The organism is Hymenobacter psoromatis (genome assembly GCF_020012125.1).
Lineage (GTDB): Bacteria > Bacteroidota > Bacteroidia > Cytophagales > Hymenobacteraceae > Hymenobacter > Hymenobacter psoromatis.
The window spans coordinates 2415368-2441890 of record NZ_JAIFAG010000001.1 but is presented as its reverse complement, the minus strand read 5'-3'; the positions used below and the strand labels follow the sequence as shown (position 1 = coordinate 2441890).

At 62.2% G+C, this 26523-nt stretch carries 24 protein-coding genes; 12 read left to right on the top strand and 12 right to left on the bottom strand.

The features are described from left to right. The first annotated feature begins 23 nt into the window (after positions 1-23). Genes LC531_RS10620 through LC531_RS10605 form a run of 4 tightly spaced genes read left to right on the top strand, consistent with a single transcriptional unit; the run spans position 24 to position 2713 of the window. The gene (locus tag LC531_RS10620; protein ID WP_223650268.1) at positions 24-224 is read left to right on the top strand and encodes a PIN domain-containing protein; all 201 of its coding nucleotides are present in this window, start codon (positions 24-26) and stop codon (positions 222-224) included. A 15-nt stretch (positions 225-239) separates the two neighbouring features. Continuing rightward, positions 240-1016 (top strand): DCL family protein, encoded by a 777-nt coding sequence (locus LC531_RS10615; RefSeq protein WP_223650267.1) that lies wholly within the window; start codon positions 240-242, stop codon positions 1014-1016. A 3-nt stretch (positions 1017-1019) separates the two neighbouring features. Continuing rightward, the gene (locus tag LC531_RS10610) at positions 1020-2423 is read left to right on the top strand and encodes a radical SAM protein (RefSeq protein WP_223650266.1); all 1404 of its coding nucleotides are present in this window, start codon (positions 1020-1022) and stop codon (positions 2421-2423) included. A 53-nt stretch (positions 2424-2476) separates the two neighbouring features. Next, complete coding sequence (locus tag LC531_RS10605; RefSeq protein ID WP_223650265.1) at positions 2477-2713, top strand: hypothetical protein; 237 nt, start codon at positions 2477-2479, stop codon at positions 2711-2713. On the opposite strand, the gene LC531_RS10600 is transcribed toward LC531_RS10605, so the two are convergent. Both LC531_RS10600 and LC531_RS10595 read right to left on the bottom strand, forming a co-directional pair. Beyond that, positions 2710-2904, bottom strand: coding sequence for a hypothetical protein (locus LC531_RS10600; protein WP_223650264.1), 195 nt, complete (start codon positions 2902-2904; stop codon positions 2710-2712). The genes LC531_RS10605 and LC531_RS10600 overlap by 4 nt on opposite strands. Before the next feature lie 392 nt (positions 2905-3296). Beyond that, the gene (locus LC531_RS10595) at positions 3297-4562 is read right to left on the bottom strand and encodes a competence/damage-inducible protein A (RefSeq protein WP_223650263.1); all 1266 of its coding nucleotides are present in this window, start codon (positions 4560-4562) and stop codon (positions 3297-3299) included. Between the two features lie 136 nt (positions 4563-4698). On the opposite strand from LC531_RS10595, the gene LC531_RS10590 reads away from it, so the two are divergent. Then, positions 4699-5502 carry a DUF4197 domain-containing protein gene (locus tag LC531_RS10590; protein ID WP_223650262.1) on the top strand — a complete coding sequence of 268 codons (804 nt, stop codon included), beginning with the start codon at positions 4699-4701 and terminating at the stop codon, positions 5500-5502. Between the two features lie 162 nt (positions 5503-5664). Then, a complete protein-coding gene (locus tag LC531_RS10585) occupies positions 5665-7215 on the top strand; it encodes an aryl-sulfate sulfotransferase (protein ID WP_223650261.1) in 1551 nt (516 codons plus the stop codon). A 72-nt stretch (positions 7216-7287) separates the two neighbouring features. Here the strand turns inward: LC531_RS10585 and LC531_RS10580 are convergent, their stop codons facing one another. From LC531_RS10580 to LC531_RS10560, 5 genes are all read right to left on the bottom strand, one after another. Continuing rightward, entirely contained in the window at positions 7288-7638 is a 351-nt protein-coding gene (locus LC531_RS10580; protein WP_223650260.1) for a hypothetical protein, read from the bottom strand. Between the two features lie 104 nt (positions 7639-7742). Next, the gene (locus LC531_RS10575; RefSeq protein ID WP_223650259.1) at positions 7743-8330 is read right to left on the bottom strand and encodes a Uma2 family endonuclease; all 588 of its coding nucleotides are present in this window, start codon (positions 8328-8330) and stop codon (positions 7743-7745) included. Between the two features lie 43 nt (positions 8331-8373). Continuing rightward, entirely contained in the window at positions 8374-8994 is a 621-nt protein-coding gene (locus LC531_RS10570; protein WP_223650258.1) for an ABC transporter ATP-binding protein, read from the bottom strand. An 11-nt stretch (positions 8995-9005) separates the two neighbouring features. Then, on the bottom strand, positions 9006-10574 hold the full coding sequence (locus LC531_RS10565) for an O-antigen ligase family protein (protein ID WP_223650257.1): 1569 nt from the start codon (positions 10572-10574) through the stop codon (positions 9006-9008). A gap of 125 nt (positions 10575-10699) precedes the next feature. Beyond that, positions 10700-11776 carry a GumC domain-containing protein gene (locus LC531_RS10560; RefSeq protein WP_223650256.1) on the bottom strand — a complete coding sequence of 359 codons (1077 nt, stop codon included), beginning with the start codon at positions 11774-11776 and terminating at the stop codon, positions 10700-10702. 158 nt (positions 11777-11934) lie between these two features. Here LC531_RS10560 and LC531_RS10555 point away from each other — a divergent pair, with 158 nt between their 5' ends. The 3 genes from LC531_RS10555 to LC531_RS10545 all read left to right on the top strand — a co-directional run bounded on the left by LC531_RS10555 (position 11935) and on the right by LC531_RS10545 (position 15432). Continuing rightward, positions 11935-13332: an oligosaccharide flippase family protein gene (locus LC531_RS10555; protein WP_223650255.1), complete on the top strand. Its 1398-nt coding sequence runs from the start codon at positions 11935-11937 to the stop codon at positions 13330-13332. Positions 13333-13500: 168 nt separating this feature from the next. Continuing rightward, positions 13501-14652 carry a glycosyltransferase family 4 protein gene (locus tag LC531_RS10550; protein ID WP_223650254.1) on the top strand — a complete coding sequence of 384 codons (1152 nt, stop codon included), beginning with the start codon at positions 13501-13503 and terminating at the stop codon, positions 14650-14652. Positions 14653-14835: 183 nt separating this feature from the next. Continuing rightward, positions 14836-15432 carry a hypothetical protein gene (locus tag LC531_RS10545; protein ID WP_223650253.1) on the top strand — a complete coding sequence of 199 codons (597 nt, stop codon included), beginning with the start codon at positions 14836-14838 and terminating at the stop codon, positions 15430-15432. A 35-nt stretch (positions 15433-15467) separates the two neighbouring features. On the opposite strand, the gene LC531_RS10540 is transcribed toward LC531_RS10545, so the two are convergent. Continuing rightward, a complete protein-coding gene (locus tag LC531_RS10540) occupies positions 15468-15923 on the bottom strand; it encodes a hypothetical protein (RefSeq protein WP_223650252.1) in 456 nt (151 codons plus the stop codon). Between the two features lie 187 nt (positions 15924-16110). On the opposite strand from LC531_RS10540, the gene LC531_RS10535 reads away from it, so the two are divergent. Then, entirely contained in the window at positions 16111-16449 is a 339-nt protein-coding gene (locus tag LC531_RS10535) for an HNH endonuclease (RefSeq protein ID WP_223650251.1), read from the top strand. Positions 16450-16604: 155 nt separating this feature from the next. Continuing rightward, on the top strand, positions 16605-17684 hold the full coding sequence (locus tag LC531_RS10530; protein WP_223650250.1) for a DUF6687 family protein: 1080 nt from the start codon (positions 16605-16607) through the stop codon (positions 17682-17684). Positions 17685-17790: 106 nt separating this feature from the next. Here the strand turns inward: LC531_RS10530 and LC531_RS10525 are convergent, their stop codons facing one another. The 3 genes from LC531_RS10525 to LC531_RS10515 all read right to left on the bottom strand — a co-directional run bounded on the left by LC531_RS10525 (position 17791) and on the right by LC531_RS10515 (position 23549). Then, a complete protein-coding gene (locus LC531_RS10525) occupies positions 17791-21513 on the bottom strand; it encodes an AAA family ATPase (protein ID WP_223650249.1) in 3723 nt (1240 codons plus the stop codon). A gap of 138 nt (positions 21514-21651) precedes the next feature. Beyond that, a complete protein-coding gene (locus tag LC531_RS10520) occupies positions 21652-22164 on the bottom strand; it encodes a hypothetical protein (protein ID WP_223650248.1) in 513 nt (170 codons plus the stop codon). A 119-nt stretch (positions 22165-22283) separates the two neighbouring features. Continuing rightward, entirely contained in the window at positions 22284-23549 is a 1266-nt protein-coding gene (locus LC531_RS10515; RefSeq protein WP_223650247.1) for an exonuclease SbcCD subunit D C-terminal domain-containing protein, read from the bottom strand. A 310-nt stretch (positions 23550-23859) separates the two neighbouring features. Between LC531_RS10515 and LC531_RS10510 the strand changes: the two genes are divergently transcribed. Next, a complete protein-coding gene (locus LC531_RS10510; protein ID WP_223650246.1) occupies positions 23860-24228 on the top strand; it encodes a hypothetical protein in 369 nt (122 codons plus the stop codon). Positions 24229-24324: 96 nt separating this feature from the next. Here the strand turns inward: LC531_RS10510 and hscA are convergent, their stop codons facing one another. Next, positions 24325-26217, bottom strand: coding sequence for a Fe-S protein assembly chaperone HscA (hscA, locus tag LC531_RS10505; RefSeq protein WP_223650245.1), 1893 nt, complete (start codon positions 26215-26217; stop codon positions 24325-24327). Between the last annotated feature and the right edge of the window lie 306 nt (positions 26218-26523).

Below are 26523 nucleotides of genomic sequence, written 5' to 3'. Positions count from 1 at the left end.
TTTAATTTACTGTTGCTCACGCCATGCAACCGATTCCCGAAGCCTCGTCCCGTTTCAGTTTGCTCCGCGACCCCGCCGACAACAAATTCGTGGATTGCGCCATCGCCGCCAATACCGCGTGCATCGTCAGCTACGACGGCGACTCTCGGGCGCTGCGGGAGGTGAAGTTTCCAAAGGTGCTGGTGGTGGACACGGCGGGGTTTTGGGAGTTGCTTGGTGAATAAATAAATCCTTTAGTTATGAGAGTAAAATTACGAATAGGTGATAATGAGTTTGCTACAAAGAAGCAAGCGTTAAGTTTTTATAAAGAGATTCTTAATCAATATAATTTTGGTGCTCCGCTTAGCGATGAGGATTTTTGGAATATCTTGGATTTAATTAATTACGCATGGTTTTCTGATATCAAAGTAGAGAATTATGATTCAGAAATTGTTCTAGGTTCGTCAGATGAACACACTGACTTTATAGTAGATGATATTAAGGTAGCTAAGGTGCAGTTTGCCGCAAAATGCTTTGAAGTGTTTTATAGCAACGGGGAAAGTCAGTATATTTCTTATATAATGTTGGTGAACAGAAAGACTTATACGCAGGAGCAGTTGTTCAATGTTGCTTGCAGAAATTCGATTCATGATGATATCAATCGGGTGAAACAATCATACTTTAAAGAAACTGCCGTTGGGAGTCTGGCTAAATGTCAGGAAACAAATATGGCCTCAAAATGGGAGGATTTGGTCGTGGACCATAGGCAACCCAACACATTTTCGGTAATCTTAGACAGGTTTAAAGAGCTTCATAAAATTGACCTAGATGGAATAGAATATACTTCTGCAAATAATAACATGATTGTTTTTAAAGATTTAGATTTAATGCAAAAATTCCGCAGCTATCATAGAGAGAAGGCTAATTTACGCATAGTCAGGAAGGAATGTAATGCGTCGCGGGCAAGTATGGCTCACGCAAAACGTAAAAGCAAAGACTTGATAATCAAGCAGTCAGACCAGCTGTCCTTATTTTAACCCATGCCCGAACGCCCCTACACCTACTACGACTTCACCCTGAGCCTGTGCCCGCACTGCCTGCGGCGCATTGAGGCCAAAATCGTCTTTGAGGACGGCAACGTGTACATGCTCAAGCGCTGCCCCGAGCACGGGCGGCAGAAGGTGCGCATCGCCACCGACATTGAGTACTACAAAAGCATCCGTAACTACGTGAAGCCCAGCGAGGTGCCGCGGCGCTTCAACACCGCCACCCACTACGGCTGCCCCTACGACTGCGGCCTCTGCACCGACCACGAGCAGCACGGCTGCCTCACCGTGATTGAGGTCACGGACCGCTGCAACCTCACTTGCCCCACCTGCTACGCCGAAAGCAGCCCCACCCACGGCCGCCACCGCACCCTGGCCGAAATTGAGGCCATGCTCGACGTGCTCATCGCCAACGAGGGCGAGCCCGACGTGGTGCAGATTTCGGGCGGCGAGCCCACGCTGCATCCGCAGTTCTGGGAAATCCTGGACTTGTGCAAGAGCAAGCCCATCAAGCACCTGATGGTGAACACCAACGGCGTGCGCCTGGCCAAGGACGAGGCGTTTGTGGCGCGGCTGGCCACCTACGCGGGCGCGTTCGAGGTGTATTTGCAGTTCGACTCGTTTCGGGAAAACGTGCTGCTGGCCATGCGCGGGCGCGACCTGCGCGAAGTGCGCCAGCAGGCCCTGGCCTACCTCAATAAGTACAACCTGAGCACCACGCTCGTCGTGACCCTGCAAAAGGGCCTCAACGACGACGAAATGGGCGAAATAATTGATTACGCCTTGCAGCAGCGCTGCGTGCGCGGCGTCACGTTTCAGCCCACCCAGGCGGCCGGCCGGCTCGATAATTTCAATCCCGAAACCGACTCGTTTCCGCTCACCGAAGTGCGCCAGGGCATCATCCGGCAAAGCTCGGTCTTTACTGCCCAGGACCTGCTGCCCGTGCCCTGCAATCCCGACGCGCTGGCCATGGCCTACGCCCTGAAACTCGACGGCGAAGTATTTCCGCTCACCCGCTACCTCGACCCCGCCGACCTGCTGCAAAGCGGCGGCAACACCATCGTGTACGAGCGCGACCCGCGCCTGCGCCAGCACCTGCTGAAATTGTTCAGCACCGCCAATACCGTGGATACGGTGGTGCCCGAACTCAACCAGTTATTGTGCTGCCTACCCCAGGTAACGGCCCCGAACCTGAGCTACGATAATTTATTCCGGGTCATTATTCTGCAATTCATGGACGCCTGGAATTTCGACGTGCGGGCCGTCAAAAAATCCTGCGTTCACATCGTGAGCAAGGACTTGCAGATTATTCCGTTCGAGACGATGAATATCTTTTACCGCGACCCCGAAAAGCTGGCGCGCCTGGCCGAATTACGGGCGGAAAGAACCGGCATATGAGCGAGCCAACGCCTACCCCGCCGCCGGGTAAAAAGCCCCTTACCTGGCCCCTAGTGCTCAACCTAGCGTTGCTGCTCCTCGTCGTAGCCATGAGCGGCGGTGATTTAGATGTGTTACCTTTTGCCGTGATAGGCTTGGTAGTTATTAATGGTGTGGCCGCGGTAATCATGGCCATCTTCAAGCGGCTAAACTACGTCATAGCCTTTGCGCTGTCGGCGCTGCTTCTGCTGCTTATTGGGTTTGGGGTGTGCGCGCTAATGCTTTCGGGCGGTTTGGGTTCCATGCACTAAGCATTCCCACCCGTCCCGATGCTGCCCGCTGCCGGGGGTAGGGGCTCAAATAAATGCGGCGGTAAATACTGATGCACCGGCACCCGAAAGCGCTCAGCCGTGTCGTGCGCAAAATCAATGGCCGTATTTACGTCATCGAGGTCAAAATAGGCCAGAATGAGGCCGGTAGCGCTATGCTGAAGCGACAGCATGACAATTAATCTTTCGTAGCGAGGCGGAGTATTATTCCAAATTCCCCAACTAGTTGCGGTCGTATCAGCTGCCTTCTCCTGGACTGAGTAATACTTCAGCGTTACGCCTACTACCGAGGGTAGGGATTGCCATCGACCAAGGTGCAGTCCCAGAATGCTATAGCAAGTGCGATAGCGCCGGTTATCCGTGCTGATTTCCAAAGACGTGTGGCTGAACCAGACAATTATTATTCCAACCAATATCCCACCGATTGTAAGTGCCTGTTTGACTCCAAACGGCTCCCACGACGACGGGTCACTGTGATAGATGTACAGCAAGCTGGGCATAGGATGGCTACCTTAATTACGCCCACAAGATAGGCGATGTGGGAGAGCCACGCCAGCCAATGGCTTCACACCTTCAGCAGCGCGGCCTCCTTATGCCCCTTAAGCTGCTGCCATAGCAAAATAAGCGCCAGCTGCACCGTGTAGTCAATATTAATCTGGCGGCCGCGGTCAATGTTAATCTGGCGAGTCACGGTGCCAGTGGGAGTAGCGCAGGCCAGGAAAATGGTGCCCACCGGCTTGAGCGGCGTGCCGCCGCCGGGGCCGGCAATGCCGCTGGTGGCCAGGGCCACGTCGCAGTCCAGGCGGGCGCGGGCGCCCTCGGCCATCTCGCGCACGGTGGCTTCGCTTACCGCGCCGTGGGTGCCCAGGGTTTCGGTATTCACGCCCAGCAGGCTTTCTTTCAGGTCATTGGAATACGCCACCACGCTGCCCCGGAAGTAAGCCGAGCTGCCGGGTATGCTCGTCACGCGCTGGGCCAGCGCGCCGCCGGTGCAGCTTTCGGCCGTGCCGAGCTGCCAGCTTTTGGTTTGCAAAAGCTGCCCGACAACTACTTCCAGCGGCGAGTCTTCTTCGGCAAAAATGTAGTCGCCGATAAGCGCGCGCAGGGGGGGTAGGAGGGCCAGCATGCGGCCGCGCAGGTCGGGCTGGCCGTCGGGGGTGCCGGTGAGGCGCAGGCGCACGCTGCCCAGGCTGGGCAGGTAGGCCAGCTTGATGTGGGGGGGTAGGGCGGCCTCCCAGTCCTGGATTTTCTCGGCCAGAAACGACTCGCCCAAGCCGGCTGTCATCACCACGATATGCTCGATGGGCGCGAGCTGAAACCGCTCCTGGAGCCGGGGCAGCACCTGGTCGGTCATCAGCTTTTTCATCTCGAAAGGCACGCCGGGCATGCTGATAAACACGGTGCCCTGGTCCTCCAGCCACATGCCGGGCGCGGTGCCCACGGCGTTGAAGAGCACCTGGCAGCCGGCCGGCACCAGCGCCTGCTGGCGGTTCACGTCGAGCATGGGCCGCTGGTAGCGCGCAAAAATGCCCTCTACGTGGCGTAGCGTATCGGCATCCTGCACCAGCTCGCGGCCCAGGTAGCGGGCCAGCACGTGCTTGGTGAGGTCGTCTTTGGTGGGGCCGAGGCCGCCGGTCATTAAGATAACCGACACGCGCTGGCGGGCCTGGTTGAGGGCGGCCACCAACTCGTCGGCGCGGTCGCTGACGCTCGTAATCTGGCGCACGCGCAGGCCCAGGCGGCCCAGCTGCTGGCCCATAAAGGCCGAATTGGTATCCACGACCTGCCCGTAGAGCAGCTCGTCGCCGATGGTCATGATTTCAACATCCATAAGAGGAAAGGCGGGGTAGGGAAGTTTAGCCGGGTTTTGGGAGAAATGGGGAGAACTTTGCGGCGCGGTGCTTGCAGGACAGCCACGCTGGCCATCTGGTTTTTTGGCACCGCTTTTTTCCCTTTTTACGCCTGATATGAAAAATTTACTGCTGGCCCTGGCTTTGCTTAGTGCCGTGCCTGCCCTGGCCCAAACCAAAAAGACGACCGTTAAGAAAAAAACCACCCTCGTCAAGAAAGCCCCGGTAAAAACGGCCGCCAAGCCTACCCCCGCCAAAACGACCACTGCCGCCGCTACCCCCGCGCCCGCGCCGGCCGCGCCGCTCACCGAGGCTGAGGCTGCCAGCGGCCTGCGCGAGGCGCTTACCCAGGGCATTACCAAAGCCGTGGGCTTCGCGTCCGAAAAAGATGGCTTCAACCTGAACGACGACATCCACATTCCCTTTCCGGCCGATGCGCAGCTTGTGGCTACTACCCTGAGCGCGCTGCCGGGGCCGCTGGGCAAGGGTGCCGTGGAGCAGGTCACCAACCTGCTGAACCGCGCCGCCGAAACCGCCGCGCCCGCCGCCAAAGACATCTTCCTGAACGCGTTGCAGCAGCTCACGCTCACCGATGCGCTCGGGCTCGTGACCAGCCCGCAGAAGGGTGCCGCGACTCAGCTGCTGCGCCAGAAGTCGGAAACCGCCCTCAATACCGCCCTGCGCCCCAGCATCGTGCAGAGCCTCGACCAGGTGGGGGCCAACGCGGCCTATAATAAGCTCATTCAGCGCTACAACAAGCTGCCGCTCGTGACGCCCGCCAGCGCTGACCTCACCGACTACGTGACCAAGGAAACCGTGAACGGCCTCTTCATTCTGCTGGCCCAGCAGGAAGCTAAAATCCGCCAGAACCCAGCCGCGCAAGGTACGGCGCTGCTCAAGCGCGTGTTTGGCGCAAAATAATTTCTTGCGCGTCATTCGCTCCTGTTTGGTCGGGATGAATGCGTTATCCGTCGATTGTAACCCAGCCCTGGTCGCCATGCGGCCAGGGCTTTTCGTTGGGGATTAAACCACTGGGCTAGTCGCGCATCTACTAATTACTATTGATTTAAAAATGTTGATTTAATGAAATCTACATACTTCCTAGCGTTGAGCTTACTAGCGCTGGCTGCCTGTCACAAAGAAGCGGAGGTAGTCCCCGGTCCCACCACGTCACTGCACCTGGCTTTCGGTAGCGGGGCCCTCACGCTCAACCCGTCGGGCTACGCGCCACTGGCCGCACGGCTCACGCTTACCTCGCCGCTCAGCGGCCGGCTGCGGCTGGTGGTGCACGGCCGGCACGGGACAGCGTCCGACTTCACCCAGCAGTTCAGCGACGAGGGTACGGCGCACACCGTCCCCATTCTGGGCCTCTACCCCAGCTACGCCAACTCTGTGGACGTGCAGCTGGTGAACCCCACGGGCCAGGTGCTGGCCGACACGACCCTGACCATCCAAACCGGCCCGCTGCCCGCCAACATGCCCGCCAGCCTCGTCACGATGGCCCCGGCGGGCACGGCCCTGGGGGGCGATTTTATGCTGGTCAGCAACTTCAGCGCTACCGACCCGCAAATTCCGCTTATCGTGGATAATTACGGGGAAATTCGCTGGCTGCTCGACTACCACGGCCTGGCCGAGCTGGGGCAGCTCAACTACGACTGCGGCATCAGCCGGCTGAAAAACGGGAATTTCTGCTTCGGCGATAAAACCACCAGCCAGCTCTTTGAGGTGGACGTGTACGGCACCATCGTCAACCGCTGGAGCCTGCCAAACTACACCTTTCACCACGAGATGTATGAGAAGCCCGACGGTAACTTTCTGGTGACGGTGAACAAAACCGGCAGCACTCACCCCGATGGCTCGCCTACGAACGAGGACTATGTGGTGGAAATCGACCGCCAGGCCAACCGCGTAGTGCACGAGTGGGACCTCAAGCAGTGCTTCAACGAAAACCGCCACGCCCTGGAGCCCGACCCCGTGGACTGGCTGCACGCCAACGCGCTGCTCTACGACCCCAGCGACAATACCATCATCGTATCGGGCCGCTACCAGGGGGTAGCGAAGCTAGACTATAACAACCACGTGCTGTGGCTGATGGCTCCGCACCGCGGCTGGGGTGTCAACCCGCAGGGCCAGGACCTGCGCCAAACGCTCTTCACGCCACTCGATGCCAACGGCCAGACCATTACGGATACGGCCGTGGTCAACGGCTCCGCGAACCATCCCAACTTTGAGTGGAACTGGTACCAGCATTCCATCCAGCTCATGCCCAACGGTGACCTGCTGCTGTTTGACAACGGCACCAACCGCAATTTTATTCATAACGCCCCCAGCCACTACAGCCGCGCCGTAGAGTATCGCCTCGACCCCGTGCACCATACCGTGCAGCAAATCTGGACCTACGGCAAGGAGCGGGGCGAAGAAACGTACTCGGCCATCGTGTCGCGGGTGCAGTACCTGCCGGCCGTCAACCACCTGATGTTTTGCCCCGGCTACCAGGTGCCCAATACCACCGGCCTGGGCGGCAAGATTATCGAGTTGGATTATAGCACCAAGAAAGTCCTCTTTGAAATGGAGCTGAGCCCCGCCAATGGCTTCGCTTTTCACCGTGCCCAGCGCAGCGGCCTCTACCCGTGAGGAGAAGCAGGAAGGAGGGATAAAGAATTACCCAAGCGATAATTCTTTATCCCTCCTTCCTGTTAAATTCCGTTAAAAATCGCTGTCGTAGTCGTCGCCGCGGCCGCGTGAGCTGCCGTAGGCTCCATCGTCCTCGTCGGCATCGGGGTCGTCGTCGTCATCATCGAGAGAGCCGTGGCTGCTGCTACCATCGGGGTCTTCGGCCGCCTGGGCGGTCGTGAATTCTTCTTCGGTCATGGTGGCCAGGTCGAGCGCCTCGTCGTGCGAGGAGCCCGTGTCGCGCCACATCAGGTAGTCGGCATACTTGGCCGAAAGCTGGTCTTCCTCCAGGCCTTTGGTTTTAGCTCCGCCCGTGCTGGCGTAAGCGTCCAGGTTATCGTCGTCATCGAGGGCGTCTTCGTCCGGGTCATCGTACTGGCGCATAGCAAAAAGGGCAGCAGCAGGTAAAAAAATGAGGTTTTAATCCGTAGAACGAAGATACGGCGGGCGGCTAAATGGGTTTGGCGAAAAGCTCCAAAAGCGGCGCACTACCCGGCCAGGGGTACTTTGCGGTAGAGGTCGGCCAGCGTCAGCTCGACCCCAATGGCCGGCAAGGGCACCACCGCCGTCAGCCCCTCAAACGTGTCGAAGGCCCACACCTTGGGCTCGCGCCAGGTGGCCAGGCGCACGATGGGCTGCGTGCTTTCAAGGAGCAGATAATGCCGCAGCGTCGGAATGTCTTTGTACAGGATGAATTTGCCTACCCGGTCGTATTCTCCCGTGCTCAGCGAAACCACTTCCGCCAGCACGACCGGGTTGAGCAGAGTATCGAGGTATTTATCGGGCGCGAATTGAGGCGGCCCGCACACAACCGACAAATCAGGGTAGGTGTACAGGCCATTGTCTTTCACTTGCAGTCGCTGGTCACTTACCTGCACCGTGCAGTCACGTTCGCGCAAGGCCAGGTTAAGCGCCGTGGCAGTGTTCAGGTTCACTAGGTTGTGCGCGTAGCTGGCTCCCGCCATCGCATATACCTGGCCCTGATAGTACTCGCTCTTGAAAGAAGCCGCGCGCTCGGCCGCCAGGTATTCTTCCGGTGAAACCGATGGCAAGGCAAATTGTGGGACGGCAGACATGGGACGCGGGCTATGGTTTACCCAAAAGTAAGCCGTAGCCCGACTACTGAAAGTCGGTAATTTGCACCTGTGCTTCGCAAAAACTGTACTCGGCCGGCACGTTGGACGACACGATGACCAGCCGGTCGGCCCCGCGCACGCGGGCCACGTGCTCCTGGTACCAGGCCGCGCCCTGGGCATCGAGGTTGGTGGTTGGCTCGTCGAGCAGCAGCAGCGGGGCCGCCGCGTACAGGGCCATTCCCAGCTTGAGGCGCTGTTTCATGCCCGATGAAAACGTGCGCACTGCCTGGTGCCGCGCCTTATGCAGGTACATTATATCCACCAGCCCCGCCACCGTAAGGCCCGGCCGCAGCGGCTTGAGGCGGGTGTGAAAAGCCAGCAGCTCTAGCAGGGTAAAGTCTTCGGGCAGCTCCAGGTAGGGCGCGCAGTAGGCCAGCAGCTTGGGCACGGCGGCGGCGGGTAGGGCCCTGCCCCCCAGCGAGTAGGCCACCTCGCCCTCGGAGGGTAGCAGCTGCCCGGCCAGGATGCTGAGCAGCGTGCTCTTGCCCGCCCCGTTAGGGCCGAGCACGGCCGTGGCCGTGCCGGCCCGAAAATCGTGGCCCAAGTGGCGAAAAATCCACTGCCGGCCGTAACGGCGGCCCAGGCCCTGGGCGTGAAGGCGCATGTAGGATATAACTAAGTAACGGGTGATGGAGCCGGGGTAGGCAACGGCCGGGCGGGCGTGCCAACGGCGCGGTTGGCCGCCCGCCGCGCCAGGCTTGCCGCGTTAAGCGCGGGCTCGCTGGGCTCTGGCAGCCTGGCCAGCCACGTTTCGCTGCGGATAAGCATGGCCAGGGTTACGAAGAAGACGGAGCCGATTTTATCCACCTCCACCAACTCGTTGAGAAAGAGGTGAAAGAGAATGATGACCAGCGACAAGCTCACGGCCAGCACCACCCGGCGCACTTCGGGCTGCCCAGCGCTGGCGTGGTAGAGGCGCTCGGCCGTGAGCATGGCCGTGGCCACCAGCGCGCAAAATAGCAAAAAGCCCGGCACGCCCTGCTCGGCCAGCGTGAGCAAGAAGTAATTGTGGGCCGTAGACTGCTCGAAGTTTTGGCTGACGTAGGTGCGGAAGCTCGACACCGTGTAGCGCTTGTACTCGGGGTAGAAGGTGGCCGGGCCGCTGCCCACCAGGGGCTTGTCGGCAATCATGCGGGCGGCCGCCACCCAGCGGTACACCCGCTCCATGCCCGACACGTCTTCCAAGGTGTAGGTCGATTCGAGGTGGGCCGCGAGGTTGCCGCCATGCCAGATGGTTTTCTCGTAGTTGGGGGCGAAGCGCATGAAATTGTCGCCGCTCACGAAGTAGGCCGCCGCCCCGGCCACGCTCAGCCCTACCCCCACCAGCAGCACCCGCGTGAGGCGCAGCCGCATTGCCCCGTAAAAAATGCCCGCCACGGGCAGCGACAGCCACGAGGCGCGGGTGTAGGAAGTAATTAATCCGAAAAATAATACGCCGCTTGCCGCCCACCACAAGCGCCGCCGCAGGGGGGTAGGGGCCTGCCGCGCCAGTCCCCAGGCCAGCGGCAGCAGCAGCGCCAGCACGGTGGCATAAATCACGTGGTTGCGATAAAAAGGCTGAATGGCCCAGTTGGTTTGCGCAAAGCTGAAGCCCGTGCTGGCGTGGCGCGGCAGCGTCCAGGCCAGCGAAACCACCGTGGCCACCACGTAGCAGGCCGCCAGCCGCCAAAAGTCGGCGGGCCGGCGCACCAGCAGCAGGCTACCCAGCAGGAAAGGTACCAGGTACCAGCACTTGGCCAGCACATATTTAAAGGAGCGCGTCTGGTTGACGGAGAAGCAGATATCCAGCGCCGCCCAGGCCAGCAGCAGCACCGGTAGCACCAGCAGCGGGTGCCGCCACTCGCGGCGCGTGAGCTGCCGCCAGCTACCCGGCCCCAGCAGCAAGGCCAGCGGCACGCAGCCCAGCAGCAGCACCATCAGCGGCTCGGAGGGCACGTCCAGGCTCAGCCCGCCCGGCAGCCCGATTTCGTGCGAAAAGGGCAGCGTCAGAAACAGGATATAGTACAGCCACTGCCAACGCAGTAGTAGCAGCCCTACCCCCAGCACGCCCAGTGCGGGCAGCGCCAGCGCCGGCTGCTGCCGCAGCCCCGCCAGCGCCCCGCCCGCCAGCAGCAGGCCCACAAACCCCACAAACAGCCACTGGCTGGTATCCACGGGGCGCAGGCGAAGCAGAAATTTTGTCATTTAACAATTAACATTCATCATTTATCAATTCAGGCTTATGCAAAACTGTTCATTTTAACTTGGCGGGCACCGCACTCGCTGTAGCCAATGGGCCTGAATAAAATTGAACTGTTAAGTGATAAATACTAATTGTTAAATGAAGCGGGTCGGCGGTATAATTCCAGTAGCAGAATAAAAAAGCTGCACAGCGCGAGCGTCAGCAGCACGGAGCCCAGCACGATAACCGTGCGGAAGGGCTTGCTCTTGCGGGTGGCGGGGTAGGCTTTTTGGATTTGATAGAGCGACGAAACGCGGCTGGCGAGCGAGGTTTCGGCCTGCTCATAGGCGGCCTGCGAGCCCACGAAGCGGCCCTGCAAATCGGCCAGGCGCGCGGTGAGCAGCTTCACCGAGTCGAGGCCTTGGTTCCAGCCTTCGAGGTTGATGACGTTGCCGCCTGCGGCCTGGGCGTGAGTGAGGCCGCTTAGGGCCCGGCGCAGGCCGGCCGCGCTGCCGGGGCCGCCGCCCTCGGCCACGCGCAGCTCCTTTTCGGTTTCAATAACGGTTTTGGTGAGGTAGCGCTCCTGCTGTTCCAGGCCATACACGCCGTAGCGGTGGCGCGCGGCCCCGAGCTGCTGCCGGGTGCGGGCGTAGCCGCGGCCCAGCTGCGCCGAGCGCTGCCGATACAGCTCCAGCACGTTGCGCCGGTTCTCAAGCGTTAGCTGCTGGTTCACCGAGTCAATGGCCGCCACCAGCGCGTTGGCCACGGCCGCCGCCAGCTTCTTGTCGCGGTCCTGAAACGTCAATTCAATGGCGTCGCGCTCGTTGTGCACAATGCTCAGGTTGCTGCCAAACTCGCTCAGCACGGTATTCTCGGCCGCGTCGGTGCCCGGCTGGCCGGCGTGATAGTGCGTATAGAGGTCAAACCGCTTGATTATCAGCTCGGCCAGCGGCAGCGACTGCCCAATGGTGAGCACCCGGTCCAGGTCCTCCGAGCGGGCCCCCACTTCCAGCTTCGAGCCCTCCACGAGGCGGTCGGGGTCGGTGCTCTGGGGCGAGGTGGGTAGGAAAATAGCCGTTGAGCTGTAGATATTTGGGAGCGTCCAGGCCACGATGGCGCTTACCACGGCGGCCAGCCCCACGGCCAGGGCCAGCAAATACTTCCAACGGTTGAAGATGGCCCGCAGGCCGGCAGCAGAAAAGGGGGGTAGGAAATCGGGCGACATAGAGGCGAAAAACAAAGCCGCCGCGGGCCGGAGCGCGGCGCGGCAACGGGCAAAGATATACCGTCGCCCGCCCGGTCGGGCTTTACCTTTGGGTTTCCATTGACGCCGCCCCGGCCTTTTTTCGCATCAAACGCTTTCTCGGTAATATCAGCCTGGCCGTGGTGCTCAATCTGCTGGTGAAGCCCGGCTGGGTGCTGCTCGAAAACGCGGTGCAGAACCGACTGGGCCACGCGACTTTTGGACTGGTGGCGGCCTGCTCGGCACTGGCCGTGGTAGTAGCCACCCTGGCCGACCTTGGCCTCACGCAGTTCACGGTGCAGCGCCTGGCCACCGAGCCCAATTTTGCCGATAGCCAGTTTCCGACCCTGCTGCCCATGCGCGGGCTGCTGACGGGGGGCGCCTGGCTGCTGCTGCTGGGGGTAGGGTGGGGCCTGGGCTACCGCGCCGGGCAGCTGGGGCTGCTGGCCGTGGTGGGCGGCGGACTGCTCCTCACACAATATGGGCAGTTTTTGCGCGCCCCGGTGCAGGCCCGCCAGCAGTTCAACACCGATGCCGTGCTCTCGGTGGTGGAGAAATTGCTGGCTTTTGGGCTGGTGCTGGCGCTGCTGCTAGCGGGGCAGCTGGGCCTGGGCAGCTACGTGGGGGCGCGGCTGGCGGCCTCGGCCTTCACGGCGGTGCTGTTTTTTGGGCTATTGCGGCGGTTATTCGGGCGCTTGCCGCACCGCTGGCCCCGGCGCAAGGCGGCCGGCCAACTGCTGCGCGCTAGTATGCCGTTTGCCTTCATCGCCTTGTTATATGGCATTAATGAGCGGGTAGATATGGTGCTGCTGGAGCGCCTATCGTCGGCGCGCGAGGCGGGCTACTACGCCGGGGCCTACCGCTGGCTCGACGCGGCCATGATGTACAGCTGGACGGTGCTACCCCTCTTCTTCGCTCGTTTTGCGCACGCCGCCGCCCGCCCCCGCGAGTTGCGGCAGCTGCTCTGGTTTGGGCAGCGGGTGGCGGCTCTGCCGCTGCTGCTGGCGGTGGCCTTCGTGCTGTTTCGGGGTGAGGTGCTGTTCTGGCAGTTCGGCCGCAGTACCACGGCTGAACTAGCCCAGATGACCCTGTGTCTGAAGATATTGTTCCTCAACGTGCTGGTTAATGCCTTTTTTGCGATATACAGCACGCTGCTCACCGGCACGCACCACCAGCGGCCCGTTAGCTGGCTGGTGGCTGCCAGCATCGGCCTCAACCTAACGCTCAACCTGCTGCTGCTGCCGCGCTATGGGGCTGTGGCCGCCGCCATCAACACGCTGCTGTGCGCCACGCTGGTGTCGGGCGGTTACGTGTGGCTGGTGCGTCGGCGCATGGGCGTGGCCGTGCCCTGGCACCTGCTGGCCCGCCTGGCACTGGCCTTCGGGCTGCTGTGCGCCGGCTGGTACGCGGCCCGCGCCTACCTCGCCCTGCCTTGGTGGTTCGAAACCGGCCTGATGAGCGGCTATTTTGTTGGATTGTTATTTTTAACGGGATTGGTGCAAGTGCGGGAGCTGCGTAAGTTGATGCCTGGTTCGTAATTATTGGTTGTCAATCGCTTGTTATTTCGAGCGTAGCGCGGCAATCCTTCCCTGCTGGTCGCATAAAATGGATTACTACCCCATACTTACTGACAAGGAAAGATTGCTGCGCTGCGCTCGCAATGACAAACGATTGACAATCAGCAACCAGCAATTACGAACCAAAAAATGCACCTCGCCGTCACTACTCGTTTTCTACTGCCCGGCGGCCACCTGGAAGGGCTGGGGCGCTATACCTTCGAAACCCTGCGTTGCCTGGTAGCGCAACACCCCGAGTGCACGTTTCACTTCCTGTTTGACCGGCCCCACGACCCACGCTATCTACTGGGTCCCAACGTAGTAGCGCACGTGCTGCCGCCGCCCGCCCGCCACGTAGTGCTGCTGGTGGCTTGGTATGAGGTGGCCGTGGCCCGCTGGCTGCGGCGGCACCGGCCCGCCGCGCTGCTCTCACCCGAGGGCTTCACGGTGCTGAATACCTCCGTGCCGCGGGTGCTGGTGCTGCACGACCTGGCCTACCTGCACCGGCCCCAGGACGTGAGCGCCCTCGTGCGGCGCTACTACGCCTGGTTTTTGCCGCGCTGGGCCCGCGCCGCCGCGCAGCTCGTGGCCGTGTCTGACACTACCCGCCAGGACGTGGCCCGGCAATACGGGCTGCCCGCCGCCCGCATCCGGGTGGCCCCCAACGCGCCGGCTGCTCATTTCGCGCCGCAGCCGGCGGCGGCGCAGGTAGCTACCCGGCAGCGCTTCAGCCAGGGGCAGCTGTATTTTTTGTTCGTCGGGGCCCTGCAGCCGCGCAAAAACCTGGCGAATCTGCTGCGGGCCTTCGGGCAGTTCCGGGCCGAAGGGGGGGTAGGGGCCGCCGCCGTGCGCCTGCTACTGGTGGGCCGCGAAGCCTGGCAAACCGGCCCCATCTTCGCGGCTTACCAAGCCTTGGAGCCTGCCGCGCGCGCCGCCGTGCAGTTCACCGGCCGCGTAAGCGAGGCCGACCTGGCGGCCCTCTACGCGGCGGCGCTGGCCACGGTCTACGTGCCTTTTTTCGAGGGCTTTGGCCTGCCCGTGGTGGAGGCCCAGGCCAGCGGCTGCCCGGTGCTCACCTCTTCTGTTTCCTCCTTGCCCGAGGCGGCGGGCGGCCCCACCTGCGCCTTGCTCTGCAACCCGCACCAGCCCGCCGCCATCGCCGAGGGCCTGCGCCAACTAGCGGGCGACGATGCCTTGCGCGCCCGCTTCCGCGCCGCTGGCCTTGCGAACGCCGCCCGCTTTTCGTGGGCCCGCAGCGCCGAAGTGCTCTGGCAGGCGGTGTTGGCAGTGATTAATGAGTAGGGTTTAGCGATTAGTGGTCGTGCTGATGGGGGTAGGAGGAAGGCGTTTTCCAGAAGTAGCAGTAGTAGTAAAGAGGAGTAGAAGAACCACCGGAGAGTGCCGTACCGCGCCCAGGTAATTACTTTGTAGCCTGTTAAGAACGGCCATTAATCACTAACCACTGACCATTAATCACTAACCAGCATGGCCCGCCCGCATCCTTACCATTTTGTTTACACCGTGCTGCCGCAGCTGGTGTGGCGGCGGCCAGCGGCAGTGCGGCGCGAGCTGGCCGACCCGCTGCTGGCCCGCGAGCTGCTGCTCTACGTCTGGGACAAGGCGGCCGAAAGCCTACCCCCCCGCGAGCGCATGCCGCCCCGCGGCCTGCACCTGAGCTGGCATCGGGTAGCGGGCCGCGCCACGGCCCTGCTTCAGCTGCCGCTTCCCCAGGCTACGGGCGAGGCCCACCTCGCTGCCATCGTGTACGAGCAACCCGAGGCCGACCCGCACGAACAGTCGCGCGTTGCGGATGAGGAGGATGACGACGATGACCTATCTCTCATCGGACCCGGCGATGACCTGCCGCGATTTTTTCTGCTCGAAGCTACCCTGGGTCGTAGTCCCGATGAGGCCGGCACCCCCACTATGCTGGGCGAGCTGCGCGGCGAGCATCACCATCACCACGCCGCTGGCCCCCCCGCCGGCCGGCCCGATACCACCGGCCGCTTTTTGCAAGCGCTCGCCGACCTGCTCGGTCCCCTGCCCGACGACGTGCCCTTTATGCGCATCGTGCGGGGGTAGGGAGCCATGCGGTAAGCTCAAGCTGCGCGGCTCCGCTACTTGTTAGCGGCCGTGCTCAGCACGGTGATGTCGTTACCAGCCTCGGGGAAGGTGAAGTGACCGCTGACGGCTTTTTTGCCGTTCACGCGGCACTCCCAGGTGTAGCGGCCGGGGGTAGGCTGGGCGGCCAGGCCCTGCACGTTTTTAAAGTAATCGGGGTCGCTGGGCTCGGTCGGGAACAGGATATCGACCCCGCTCTCGCCCTTGGCTACCTGCTTGGTAAGCAGAAACTCCTGGCCGGTTTTTTCGCTGGTCACAATAAACATAGCCGAGTAGCCGCCCAGCGCGTTGTACTTGTCCAGCACTCCCAGCTTGATGTAGGGCGTCGTCGATACCATCCAGGTTTGCGCGTGGGCCGCCGGGGCCGTCAGCGATAGAGCCAGTAGCAGCGCGCTACCAGCCAGTGGCCGCAGCCACTTCGACTCAGAAAGGGGAGTAGAGAATACGGTCATTAGAAAAAAATGATAAAAAGTAAAAGAAAAGAAACATTCAGGCTGTGGGAAGTTTGAAAATCAGTAAACCGGGTTCAATGTAAGATACTTGCGCGCAGATGAGCAACTTTTAGCACTAAAAAATGATTGTCAACATAAGTTGTGCCAAGAGCCAAAGATTGGTGCAGCCTTCGTTTTATCCTACCTCATGCGCCGCCGCCTGCAACGCCACCAAGCTGCTGCCGAAGCCACTGCCCGCGCCCATGCCGAAGCCGATTTTCATTGCGGCCTCTGCGAGCGCGAGGTGCAGCACACCAGCCGCCACCACCTGGTGCCCCGCGAAGAAGGCGGCCGCTACAGCATGACCGTGGACCTGTGCCAGCCCTGCCACAGCAGTGTGCACCGCTTCCTCACCAACCGCGAGCTGGCCCACCACTACCCCACCGTAGATGCCCTGCGCGCCGCCGAGCCCCTGCAAGGCTACCTGAGTTGGATTCGAAAAAACAACGTGGAAAAAATCCGTAACTGCAGGGGGAAGGATTACTAACTAATAATTTTATGTCCTACCGGTTGTCATGGCGAGCGCGATGGAGTAATCACACCCGCACGACCTCCGCGCCGGTCATTCGCTCCCGCTCCGGGGCGGTTGCTTCGGAGGCTCGCCATGACAAGTATCCTAGCGTGTTAAATGATACGTGTTACATGTTAAATGACCAGCAGGGGCGCTATTTCGTGCCATTTGGGGAGGTGCGGCGGCAGCCGACGATACTTGTGGACAGCACTGGGTTGGGGGCGGCCCTCACGCTGGCGCACTGGCGCGGCGCGCCTACCCCCCCGGATTTGCGCGACGATACCAGCGCTGGCTCGTGCCTGCGCGCGCTGCGCGCGCCTGCCACGCCGGGCCTGGCGGCGCGGGCCGTCACGGCCAATCACTTTGATATTGACGGTTTTATCGGCGTGTGGGCGCTGCTGAACCCGGCTCTGGCGCTGGCCCACGAAGAATTACTGCGGCTGGTGGCCACGCTAGGCGACTTCCGCGAGCTAAACTGGCAACACCCGCTGGCCGACCACGCCCTGCAACTGGTGTGCTGGCTGAACGCGGAGGAAAAAAGCCGCTTCTACGAGCCCTTCGGCGCGCCCGCCCACCGCCGGCGCGAAGACGAGGCTTCGGCCGAAAAATTCATCTGGTTTCTGCCGCGCTTCGCCGATATGTTGCGGCACCCCGAGGCCGGCCGCGCCGCCTGGGAGCCCGAATATAGGCGCGTGCGGCAGGCAGTAGCCGCCCTGGACGGGCAGCTGACGCAACGCACCTGCTATCCCGAAATTGGCCTGGCGGTGGTGCGCACGCCCGCGCCGGTACCGTACTACGCGCTGTTCGGCCCCACGGCGGGCTTCGACTGGGTGCTGAGCCTCTACGACGGGCAGCGCTACGAGCTGGAAGCCAAGTACACGACCTGGATTGACCTTGCCAGCCGGCCCACGCTGCCGCGCCTACCCCTGGCCGCGCTTGCCAACCGCCTCAACGAGCTGGAAACCAGCGCCTACCGCTGGGCCGCCGACCCGCTCACCGATACCGGCCCGCTGCTGCGCCTGGTCGCCCGCCGCCTCACCAAAGTCGAGCGCTACGCCGACCCCGACGGGCGGCCCATTTATGCCTCTTCGCTGGCCGCCGGGGCAGTGGAGGCCGAGGTAGTAGCGTTTTTGCGGGAGGGCTACGCTGGGGTAGAGGCCAAGAACTACTGGACCTGGGCCGAGGTGAGGGGGGTAGGGAATGGATACTAACAGCACGTCATGCTGACAAAGGAAGCATCTCCACCGAACGAAACCCGAACGGCGCGGTAGAGATGCTTTCTGTCGTCAGCATGACGTGCGGTATGTTACCCCCTACTTAATCCTCACAGCTGATTTCGGTGCCGGCCGCCACGTGCACAATAGATACGGTGCTATTGCCCCCGGCCCCCGGCTGCACCCGAATCTGGGTGCCGATGCGCTCCTTGAGGTCGGCAACGTGCGAGATGATGCCAATCATCTTGCCCGAATGCTGCAGGCGCTCCAGCGCATCGAGGGCCGTGTTGAGGGCGTCGGGGTCGAGCGTGCCAAAGCCCTCGTCAATAAATAGCGACTCGATGCGGGCCTTATAGCCAGCTAACTCGCTCAGGCCCAAAGCTAAGGCTAGGCTTACCAGGAAGCTTTCTCCGCCCGAAAGCGAGGCCATCGGGCGGATGGTATCGGCTTGGTCGTGGTCGATTATTTGCAGCTCCAGGTTGCGGTTCGGCGTTTTGAAGATAGTGTAGCGGCCCGTGAGTTGGCGCAGGCGCAGGTTGGCCAGCCGGGCCAGGTGGCTGAGCGTCAGGCCCTGAGCAAATTGCGCGAATTTATCGCCCCGCGCCGAGCCGATTTGCTCGGCCAGGTCCTGCCAGCGCTGCTCTTCCTGCTGGCGCGCTTGCAGTTCGCGCAGGCCCTCGGCCAATTGTTGCCGGGCCGCATCGTCCTGCACCAGCTGGTTGCTGACGGCCCCGAGCTGCTGCTGCAAAATATCGTCGGCGGCTGAGAGCGCGGCGAGTTGAGCCGTCAGCTCGGGCGCGCTGCGGGGGGTAAGGCCCGCTTCGGCGTGGTGCTGCTGCTCGGCGGTGAGGTCGGCCAGGCGGCGGTCGGTGGCGGCGGTGACGGTGAGGTGGTCCTGGCGGCGCTGATGCAGGCGCTCGGCCTCGGGGGGGGGTAGGAGCAGCGCCTGGGCCTCGTCGGCGGTGGCAAAGCCCGCGGCGGTCAGGGCCGCCGTTAGCTCGGCCTGGCGCGCGCCGTGGGCCGTGCGGTGGGCCGCCACCTGGGTTTGCAGCGCCGCCTGGGCACTCAGCCCGATGGCCAGCTGCTGCTGCTGCCGGGCGTGGTGGGCCTGCGCGCTTTGCATGGCTTCGGCCAGCTGCTGGGTGTGGCGACGCAGCTGCGCCGCTTCGGCGGCGGGGTCGGGGCCGGGGTAGTGGGCCAGGCGGGCCGCTTGCTGCTCCTCCAGGGCCAGCTGCTCAGCGTCGAGCAGTTCTTTATCAGCCATTAGCTGTTGTTGCCGGGCTGCTAGTTCTCCGCCCTTGACCTTATGCTGCGTGCGGCGTTCCAGGAGCTTATCCCGCCCTTCGGCCAGCGCTGCCCGCTGCGATTCGTAGGTGTTTGCGCGTTCTTCCAGCGTGGCCAGCACGCCATCGTAGGGCGGCTGGGCGGGCAGCGCCAGCTGGTGAGGACGAAGAATCTCCCGGATAGTGCCCTGGTAGATTTCGGCTTGCTCGCGCCAATGCGCCAGCTCGGCGGCCAGCTGGCGCAACTCTTCCGCGGTTGCGTCCTGGCGCTGCGCCAACAGGCGAATTTCGCCCTGCGCGGCGGTAGCTTCCTGGCCGGCAGCCAGGTATTTTTCGCGCAAAATGGCCAGCTTCTCATCCAGCACGGTGAGCCGGCGGCGGTTGGCCACGGCCGTAGCCTGGGCGGCGGCCGTGTCGGTGAGCAGCGCGCGCACGGCGGTCGGGTCGGCCGGCGCGGGGGGGGTAGGGAGGAGGGCAGCGGCCAGTTCCTGCGCCTGGTGGCGGGCCGCTTCGGCAGCATCGAGGGCTTCCTGCTGCTGCTGCTGGCGCTGCTGCTGCTCGGTTTGGCGGCGCGTGAGGTCCTGGGCGGCGGCGCGCAGCTCCTCTTCGAGGATAGCCAGGGCTTGCTGCTGCTGCGTCACGCGTAGCTCCTGCGCGTCGGCATCGGCGGCAAAATCGGCGGCCAAGGCGTGTTCCAGCGCGCCGCAAAGCGGACACGGCTGGCCTGCCCGCAAGTGCTGGCGGTGGTCATTGAGGTCGGCCAGAGCCTGCTGGGCGCGCAGCTCGCGCCGGTAGCTGTCGAGTAGCTGCTGCCCATCGGCGCGCCGGGTTTCGAGGTGGCCTACGGCGGTGGCGGCCGTAGCCAGGGCCGGCGCTTCTTCTTGTAAGTAAATAGCTAAGCTCGTCGCCCGTGTCTGCTGCTCGTGGGTTGCCTCGGCCTTGGGCAGCAGCAGTTGAAGCCCTTGCAGCTGGATAGTGAGGTCGTCGGCGTGCTGGGCCAGGGCGGCGGGGGTAGTGTTGAGTAGTAGCGCGTCGCGCTCGGTGCGGCAGGGCTGGCCCTCGTCCTTAAGAGCTTGCTGGCGGGTGTTGGCCTCGGCTTCCAGCTGCTGCTGGCGGTGGCGGTCGGCGGCGGCAGTTTGCTGATTTTTGAGCAATTCCCCTCGCCTTGCCTCGCGGGTCGCCACCTCGCGCTGAGCCCCTTGCAGGTCAATAATTTCGCGGCTCAACTCGTTCAGCTGGCTTTTTAATTCGGCCTCGTGGCTGTGAGCGATGAGCCAGTTGTCCAGCGTGGTTTGCTGGTCAGCCAGTCCTTGCAGCGCCCGCGTCTGGTCGTTCCAGGTCGTCTGCGCCTGCTGGTGGGTGCCGAGGTTATGGGCGTGGGCCGCCCGTTTTTTTGCCACCTGCTGCCGCGTGGTGGCCAGGGCCGCATCCTGGTCGCGGGCAGTTTCCAGAACCGGGCGCAGGTCGTCCTCTTTGGTTTGAGCGGTGAGGTGGGCATCGGTAGCGGCTTCCAACACCGAGGCGGCGGTGTCGGTAGTAGCCGCCAGGTGGGGCAGGTCGTGCGCTAATTTTTCCAGCTGCTCGGTGCCGCGCTCCAGGGCTTCCTGGGCCACTTCGGCCAGGGCGAGGGGGGTAGCCAGCTCTTTGGTATTGGCGCGCTGATGGCCGGCCAGCCGCGCAAACTCGGGCTGCAAGGTGCTAGCAGCTTGGCGCAGGTTTTCTGCCTCGCGGGCGGTATCGCGCAGCTGCTTGTCGAGCTGGTCCAGGATGGTGCGCCAAGTGAGACCCACGTTCAGCTCCTGTGTTTCTTCATGGTGCTGCTCGGCGGCCTCGCTCAGCGCGTCGAGCTGGGCGTCGAGGGCGCGGCGCTCGTCGTCGGTCAGCAGGCGGGTAGCATTGAGGCGGGCGGCCAGCAGCTCGGTTTGCTGCTTTTCCGCCTTGGCTTTCTCAAACGCCGCCACCGACAGCTGCGAGTAAATGCCCACGTTGGTCATCTTTTCGAGTAGCGCGCTTCGCTCCTTTTCGGGCGCGTGCAGGAAGCGCGCAAATTTGCCCTGGCTCAGCAGCACGGCCTGCTCAAACTGTCCGAAATCGAGCCCCGACAGTTCGCTGACCTTCGCCGGCACCGCTTCCTTACCGCTGATAACGGCCTCGCCCGACGGGCTGAAAACCAGCGTCATGGCATCTTGGCCCAGGCTGCCCTTGTCGTCGCCGCGGGTTTTGCGCCGCACCTCCCAGCGCGAGCGGTAGCGCACCCGCGCCGTTTGGCCGGTGTCGGCATCGGTCTGGTGCACCTCAAACTCCACCTCCGACCACGCGCCCGGCGCGTGGCGGCTCACCATTTCGCCCACCTGGCGGTCGTGGCGCGGCACCCGCCCGTAGAGGCCCACCGCAATGGCATCGAGCAGCGTGCTCTTGCCCGCCCCCGTGGGCCCAATGATGGCAAACAAGCCCGTGTCGGCCAGCGGCGCGGCATCGAACCGGATGAGGTGGGGGCCGGGTAGCGAGTTGAGGTTGGCAAAGCGCAGGCTGATAATCTTCATTTTCTAGCTCTTAGCTGATAGCGGTTGGCTATCAACTTTTATCCGGTCAAAATTGCTGGCTAACACCAGTACTTAAAAGTACGCCCGCCCCCGCGCAGTTGGCGGGGGCGGGCGGGGGTAGGGAGCGGGATGGGCGCGCTAGTTGGCCGGCGCGGCGGGGGTAGCGGGCTGCTGGCGACGGGTATCCTGGGCCACGTAAAAAGCGGCTTCCTGCTGATAAGCAGCCAGGTTACGGCTCGAACTAGTCCGGGCCAGGTTCATAATGGCCGTTTGGAGGGCCGCGCGTTGCGCCGGGGTGCAGATGACTCCGGTAGGGCTGGCCAGCAGCGCCGCGTGGCAGCGGTCCAGCTCAGCTTCCATCGCTACCACCTGCTCGGCTCCTTTTTTGGGGAGCTGGTCGGTAGCCGTCCGCTGCATCGGAAATGGCTGGCCTTCATACGCGCTGCTGGCAGAGGTCGGCAAGCTGCTGGCGGCGGTAGTCGTGGTAACTTCCGGCTTAGCATCCTTCTCTGGGGCCGGAGCGTTCTTGTTATTCAGGCGCTTGGCCAGAAAAACGCTATTAATGCCCAAACGAATGAGATTTGCCTGTGCCTGAACAGTATAGCTGAAGCCGATTAATACGAAAAAGGAGAGTAGAGTTTTTTTCAGCACGACGTTGAATGGGGTAGAAGAGAAAATTTATAAATAGGTACGCTAAGAAAATTGAATGCTGAGGCGAAGCCGACGCGCCGGCCTGCAAATACTAAGCCATTTGCTCCTCGTTCACGAACTTATTCCGCCGCTTCGCCGCCCCAGGCGTGCGGGTCAGCCTCGGCCAGCAGCTGGCGTAGCTCCTGGAAGGTGGCGGTGAGGGCGGCGGCCCGCTCGGGGGGTAGGCCCGCCACGCGCCGGCCAAATACCTCGTCCACCGTCAGCTCGTGCAAATGCTCCAGGGGCGCATCGGCCTCGGGCCCGAGGCCGGGCGCGTTGGTGAGGCGCTGGTGGCGCACGCCGCGCGGGGCCAGCACGTGGTCGCGGCGCTCCTTGAGGGCCGCCCCGATGCGGCGCTGCACTTCGGAGGGTGATTCGTCGGAGCGCACCTGCACGTCGGCCCAGGCCACCAGGCTAAAAGCCTCGTTATCAAAGGCCAGGATGGCCACCTCCACCTCATCCAATCCACCGTGGAAGCGCTGCAGGCGGCGCGCCACCGGCACGGGCAGCGGTGTGATAACGGGTGGCCCGGCCCCGGTAAAATCCAGCAGCAGCACCTGCTGCTTATCATCGGCCTCGGTGAACGAGAGCGGCACCGGCGCGCCCGAGTAGCGGATGTGCGCCCGCCCGCCCACTATCTGCGGCCGGTGCAAGTGGCCCAGCGCCACGTAGTCGAAGGCGGCCGGGAAGTGCTCGGCCCCCACTACCCCCAGCCCGCCGATGTGCACGTCGCGCTCGGCCCCCTCGCGGGCCTCGCCGCCGGCTGCGTAGAGGTGGCCGGTGGCCAGCACCGGCACGTCGCGCTCGCGCAGGCCGCGCACCACTTCGTGCTCGCTCAGGGCCAGGTAGTGCCCCGCGATGCTGTCGCGGATGCGCGCCTGACGCTCGTCGGGCGTTTCGCCGGCCACGGCCAGGCGCAGGTCGCGGTCGCGCAGAAAAGGCACCGCGCACACCACCAGGCCCGGCTGGCCGCTGCTGGTATTTAAACTGATAATCTGCTCATTAACCTCAACTGGTACGCCGCCTACCACGTGGATGCGTAGCGCTCGCAGCAGGCTTCGGCTGGCGTTGAGTAGGGTAGGGGAGTCGTGATTGCCGCCCACGATAACCACGTCTCGGCAGCCGGTGCTTTGCAGGCGCACCAAAAAATCATAGTATAGCTCCTGCGCCGCGTGCGAGGGCGTCGTGGTGTCGAACACGTCGCCGGCCAGCACTAAGGCCTCTACGCTCTCCTGCCGCACGGCAGCCAGCAGCCAGTTGAGGAAAGCCCGTTGCTCGGTGAGGCGCTCGTGGCCGGTAAGGAAGTGCTGGCCCAGGTGCCAGTCGGCGGTGTGCAATACGCGCATGAGTAGGGGGTAGGAAGCCGCAAAATTACGCTTGGTCCTTCCCGCAGCGCACTATGGGAAAGACCAGTTTGTCCGTAATAGGGGGGCTTATTAATCAGCCAATAAAAAGTGGTTTTGATTTCTCCCCAATTACTTGACAACAAAAAAAATACGCTTGCCTATTGCTGAGTCTACCCCATCATCACCCGGTTGGCTTATCCAAAATTCACGTTCGGCCCACCGCCCTTTGCGTACAACGGCTTGGTTCCGGTAGCTGGCAACTTCAGCGGCGGCTTCCGGTTATGGTCTCACTATAAGACGCTTACTTCAAATGAAAACCCAAAATTTCTTTGGCGCGGCTCTGTTAGGGCTCGCCCTCAGCTTTTCGGCACATGCCCAAACCGTACCCGTTACGCCCGGCGCGCCGGTTACCCCCGGCACCATTGGTAGCCCGACCGTAGGCACGGGCACTACGATGCCAAACGCGGCTGGCGTACCGGGGCCGTCCGGCGCGGCCGTCCCAGGTGCCGTAAATGCCCCCATTGGGGCCACAAGCACGCTTGACCCGACCGGTAATACTTCGGCTGGTGCTAGCAATGGCAACGCAACCGGCACAATGACGACCACGCCCGGCGCAACGCGCACCCGCGCTACCACGCGCACACCTGCTTCTACCCGCGGCGCTACAGTGCGACCGTAAATTTAAGCCAATAGCCGTTAGCTGGCAGCTTTCGTTCTGGCAAAGTATTGTTAAACAGAGCGAAAAATGTTAGCTAGCAGCTATTGGCTGATTTAATCAGCTAATCTGCTTGCCGCTCATGGCCTGTTTAATGGATAGGTTCATCACGCGCTCGGCAAAAGGGCGGGTCAGTTCGTCCAGCTCGTCCATGTGTTTGAGAAGCAGGTCGCGGTCGTTGCCAGCCAGCGCCTGGCGCAATTGGTCAGCCTGCTCATTAGTGGCGTTTACTTCGGTTTCCTCCAGGTGCGCGGCGTTCTTTTTCAAAAAGCGCCCGACTTGGTAGAGCAGTTGCTCGGCGGCGGTACGAGCTTCGATAAGTAGGCGGGCGGCTACGTCCTGCCGGGCATTGGTGAGCGAGTCCAATAGCATCTGCTCCACCTGCTCGTCGGTGAGGCCATACTGGGGCTTGATTTCTACCTGCTGGCGGGTATCGGAGCGCAGCTCCACGGCCTCCACGCGCAGGATGCCGTCGGCATTCAGGAAGAAATTAACGTCAATCTTAGGCAGGCCGGCGGGCATGGCCGGGATGCCGCTCAGCACGAACTCACCCAGCTTGCGGTTTTCGCTCACCAAGTCGCGCTCGCCTTGGTACACGCCGATTTTCAGATTTACCTGGCCATCTACGCTGGTCGTGTACTGGCGGCCGGCCTTGGTCGGAATCTTGGAGTTGCGCGGAATAATGGCATCCAGGAGCCCGCCCAGCGTCTCGATGCCCAGCGTGAGCGGCGTCACGTCGAGCAGCAGCACATCGCGGCGGTTGCCGGCCAGAATATCAGCCTGAATGGCCGCGCCCAGCGCTACTACCTCGTCGGGGTCGAGCGACCGGTTAGCCGGCTGGTCGAAGAACTTCGACACCTCGTCGTATACCAGCGGCACCCGCGTAGAGCCGCCTACCAGCAGCACGGCATCGATTTTGGCGGTGGCAGGCTGGCCGTCGGTAGTCAGCTTAGCATCGCTGAGGGCCAGGCGGCAGGCGTCGATGGTGCGCGCCACGAGCGGCGCGATGAGGCCGTTGAATTCTGCCTTGGTTAGTGTCACGGCAAAAACGTTTTCCTCACCGTCCACAAGCTGCGTCGTGAAATCGTCGTGCTGGCTGAGGTAGCGCTTGGCCATTTCGGCGGCCAGGCGCAGCTGCTGCCGCTGGCCCGGCACCAACCGGAACGAGGGGGGTAGGGCTGCCTGCGTTACCCAATGCTCGCCAATGGCGCGGTCCATATCGTCGCCGCCCAGCCAGGTATCGCCGTGGGTGCTCAGCACTTCAAAAATGCCCTGGTGCAGCCGTAAAATAGAGATATCAAACGTGCCGCCGCCGAGGTCATACACGGCCACGGTTTTCTCCTCGGCGGGGTCGAGGCCAATGCCGTAGGCCAGGGCGGCGGCGGTGGGCTCGTTCACGATGCGCAATACTTCGAGCCCGGCCAGACGGCCGGCATCGCGGGTGGCCTGGCGCTGCGAGTCGTTGAAGTAAGCAGGCACCGTAATCACGGCCCGGCGCACCGGCGTTTTGAGGGCGTGCTCGGCGCGCTGGCGCAGTTCGCGCAGAATGTCGGCCGATAGCTCGATGGGCGAGTAAAACCGCTCCCCTACCCGCACCTTCACTAGTCTTTCGGAATCGTCGTCAATCACTTTGTAGCCCAGCTGCCCGGCGTGCTGGCCCAGGTCGCGGTAGCTCTTGCCCAGCAGGCGCTTCACCGAATAAATCGTGTTGGCCGGGTCGGAGAGCAGGAAATCCTTGGCCTCAGTACCTATCAGCGGCGAGCTGCCATCAACCGGAAAGTGCACTACCGAGGGCACGATAGCCCCGCGGCCCAGGTCGTTGATGGCGGCGGGTTGGCGGGTTTCGGGGTGCACATAGGCCACCAGGCTGTTAGTAGTGCCCAAGTCGATGCCCACAATGAGTTCGTCTTGCTGAATAGCGCCAGTGGCGAGGTTGATGGCGACTTTAGCCATAAGGGGTAGGGAAGAGCGAAGCTGCCCGCGGGCGGCTGAAAAATAATTTAATAATAAGGCGGGCCAAAAGGCCCAGCAAAAGTATCCAGACGAACCTGGTGCCCCGCTGAAGCAGCCGGCCCTACCACTTTAACATGCAAAATTCCGGCATTGTTAAGAATAGGTAGAACCAGTTGACTTTAGGAAACGTACTTTTGACGTAGAGTGGCACAGGTAATTCGTAGTACCTTGTTTATCAGAAATTTAAAACAAGACACCTTTCCGGTTTCCTTTAATTTTATTCTCGAAATAATTCCATTTATTCTC